Annotated in this window: 2 protein-coding genes and 1 pseudogene; 1 reads left to right on the forward strand and 2 read right to left on the reverse strand. The window is 73.0% G+C overall.

What is annotated here, in order from left to right; translation table 11 throughout:
- Together AOJ26_RS43270 and AOJ26_RS41105 are read right to left on the reverse strand one after the other, a co-directional pair.
- Positions 1 to 1,097: pseudogene (locus AOJ26_RS43270) on the reverse strand (hypothetical protein); the annotation flags it as partial.
- A gap of 9 nt (positions 1,098 to 1,106) precedes the next feature.
- Positions 1,107 to 2,102 (reverse strand): SMI1/KNR4 family protein, encoded by a 996-nt coding sequence (locus AOJ26_RS41105; protein ID WP_078960212.1) that lies wholly within the window; start codon positions 2,100 to 2,102, stop codon positions 1,107 to 1,109.
- A gap of 326 nt (positions 2,103 to 2,428) precedes the next feature.
- On the opposite strand from AOJ26_RS41105, the gene AOJ26_RS41110 reads away from it, so the two are divergent.
- The gene (locus AOJ26_RS41110) at positions 2,429 to 3,001 is read left to right on the forward strand and encodes a YwqJ-related putative deaminase (protein ID WP_053853408.1); all 573 of its coding nucleotides are present in this window, start codon (positions 2,429 to 2,431) and stop codon (positions 2,999 to 3,001) included.
- The last annotated feature ends 78 nt before the right edge of the window (positions 3,002 to 3,079 follow it).

Here is a 3,079-nt window from a genome sequence, read left to right on the forward strand (position 1 = left end):
CCAATGGGGGCGAGGACCTCTCGGTGGCGTTGCCGGAGACGGTGTTCGCGCCGCCGCCGGTGAGCGACGGGGAGGCGTCGTCGGCTTCGGAGATCTCGGAGATCTCGGAGATCCCTGCGGTTCAGGACGCGTCTGAAGTCCAGGACGCCTCGGAGGTGCTGGACGCGTCCGAAGTCCAGGACGCGTCGGACGTCTCGGACGTCTCGGACTCCAGGACCACCCGGACGACGGTGCCCCCGGCGAAGTGCGGCGGTGCCGGGAGCGCCCGGAACCCCCTGCGGATACCCGTACGACGCACCCCCGGCGGGCGGTCCGCTCGGCGGCGTGGCTCCGGGCGCTCCCGGCACCGCCGCACCCCGCGGACCCGAAATCCGAGCGGTCCTGGAGTCCGAGACGTCCGAGACGTCCGACGCGTCCTGGACTTCGGACGCGTCCAGCACCTCCGAGGCGTCCTGGACTTCAGACGCGTCCTGAACCGCAGGGATCTCCGAGATCTCCGAGATCTCCGAAGCCGACGACGCCTCCCCGTCGCTCACCGGCGGCGGCGCGAACACCGTCTCCGGCAACGCCACCGAGAGGTCCTCGCCCCCATTGGTGTCGGTCCCGGTCCAGGGCCGCGCCTCCGACACGACAGAGCCCCCGGCACCAGCCGCCGCACCGGCGTCAGCGGCACCGGCGTCAACCGCACCGGCCCCGGCGCCTGAACCGGCCCCACCGGTCCCCAGCTTGTCCGCCGCATCCTGCAACCACTCCGGCGGCGTCAGCAGGAACGACGTCTGGTTCAGATCGACCCGCGACGCGGCCGCACCCCTGGCCCCGGCGTCCCCGGCCCCGTCCTCCCGGCCGTACTCCTCCTCGTACCGGCGGATCACCTCGCCCACCGGCAGCGAGGGCCACAGCGTGGCCTCCCCGCTGTCCCGGGCGATCACCAGCCGCTGCGCGCCCCCGTCCGAGCGCGGGCCCTCCGCACGGTCCTCGGCCCACACCACGAACCCGAGGTCGAACTCCCGTACCCGCACCTCACGGTGCTGGTACGACGGCACGTCCCCGTTGATCCACTCCTCCGCGCGCTCCTGCGCCTGCGCGAACGTCACCATCGCTGAAGCTCACTCCCCCGACACGGAAGAAGACACCGGAACGGCACGGGCGAACCCGCCGTCCACCATCAGGTTCGCCACCGTCTCCAACTCCGGCGGATTGCCGGCCAGTCGGGACAGGAACACGTCGAAGTCCGCACCGCAGGGCAGCAGAAGGCGTTCCACCCGCTCGGCGGGCCGCATCGCGGGGTCGACGTCGCGGGCGTCGTCGTAGGCGCAGAACCAGACCGATCCGATCGCCTGGCCCTTCACCTTCACGGCCAGCAGCCCGCCCTGGACGAAGCCGACACCGAGGTAGTCCTTCGTCAGGTGGTCCCGCAGGCACTTGTTGACGTACACGAGGTCGTTGACCGCCGCCTCGTCGCGGACCGTGAAGAACGGCTGGTCGACCAGGAGTCCCAGCTCCGCGTCCAGCGCGGCCCCCACCGGCGCCGATCCGCCCGCCGCCTTCAGGAAGGAGCGGTAGGCACCGGGCAGCCGGTAGCCGAGGTCCTCCTCGACCCCCTGCACCTGCGACTCCGTCACCGCCAGCGACGACTTCGGCAGCCCGAAGTGCGCGGGCCGCGTCTCCTGCAACGGCCGTGTGCCCCGCTTGTTCTGGTCGACCCGGGTCGTCGCGATCCCGCCGTGGTGCCGCAGCAGCGCCTTCACCTCGACCGGGATCAGTTCCAGGCGCCGCGAACCCACCACGTGGTGCCAGGTCCAGCCGTGCGGCGTCGCCACCGCGGGCACCGTGTCCCACAGTTCGTGACCGGTCGCCGCGAGCGCCGCGTTCGCCGACACGTAGTCCGTCAGCCGCAGTTCGTCGACCCCGAAGCCCTCGGGCGGCTCGGCGATCTCCGCGGCGGCACGCGCGTAGGGGGAAAAGTCGGGGTAGCCACGCTCGTCCACCCGCACCCCTCTGGGATGACGCGCGGCCCGGACCGGGTCCGGAAAGTGCACGACCTGCCCGGCGTAGGCCGCGTTCGGCGGCGCGGCTTGTTGCCCGAGCCGACCTGTCGTCATGGCGAAAGCCCCCTGCGGCGCTCTGGTACGGCCCGCGGCGACCCCCTGGGGCAATGCAGGGCCGCCACGCGCCGTATCGACTGTCTCGTCCGTCTCCACGCGTCAACCGCACGCATCGCGGCGACCACTTGGATCGCGGTGCCGACAGCCTATGCGGTACGACGACACCGGTCACCGGGCACCGGCCCGGCCCCCTCCGCTTCCGTGACCAGCCGTCACCCCATCGTGACGGCCCGCCCGAACCCGGGCGTGTCGCACCGCCCCAGCTTCCGCACCAGCCACGCCGTTTGGCAGTCTGTGACCTCCGGGGGGATGCACGGGAGGGGATGACGATCATGAACACGACGCAGACGGGACCGCACACCGGACCGCGCACGGGCATGACGGCCGGCACGAACGGCGGCCCGCACGCGGGCCTCGACGGCGATCCCCGCATCAACTGGAGCAGCGCCGAGAGACCTCACGCGCCCACCCTCCGCCACCGCCGCGACGGCATACTGCCCACCGTTGCCGCCGCCCTCTCCGTGCGCGGCGCCACGCTCACCTCCACCGCCGCCCGCGGCGACCAGCCGCCGCCGCTGCACCCGCTCGTCCAGGACTTCCTCGACACGCTCGGCAGCGACCGGCGCGACCGCTTCACCGGCCGCTGCGCCGAGACCATGCTCATATCGCGGCACATCGCCGCAGCCGACGCCGCCCGCAGCAAGCGCGCCGCCCGCAAGCCGATGACCAACGGCGAGGCCCGCCGCGCCCTCAAGCAGGCCAAGCTCACCGCCCGCCGCATCCGCGAGGACGGTGACCCGCTGCACGGCAGCTTCGCCGCCCCCTGCCGCGCCTGCACCGCCCTCAGCGCCCACTTCGGCGTCCGCATCGTGGACCCGACGGCGAACGGCGGCTGACACCCCCCACCCGCACGACCCGCGGCACCCACCCGAACCCCGGCACCGCACCACCCGCACGACGGCGCCCCGAAGCAC

The sequence above is a fragment of the Streptomyces sp. NRRL B-24085 genome (genome assembly GCF_001282115.1).
In the GTDB taxonomy this organism is placed as follows: Bacteria; Actinomycetota; Actinomycetes; order Streptomycetales; family Streptomycetaceae; genus Streptomyces.

What these genes read in the sequence shown, in the direction of transcription:
- AOJ26_RS41105 (WP_078960212.1), bottom strand. Translation starts at nt 2,102, where the DNA reads ATGACGACAGGTCGGCTCGGGCAACAAGCCGCGCCGCCGAACGCGGCC.
- AOJ26_RS41110 (WP_053853408.1), top strand. Translation starts at nt 2,429, where the DNA reads ATGACGATCATGAACACGACGCAGACGGGACCGCACACCGGACCGCGC.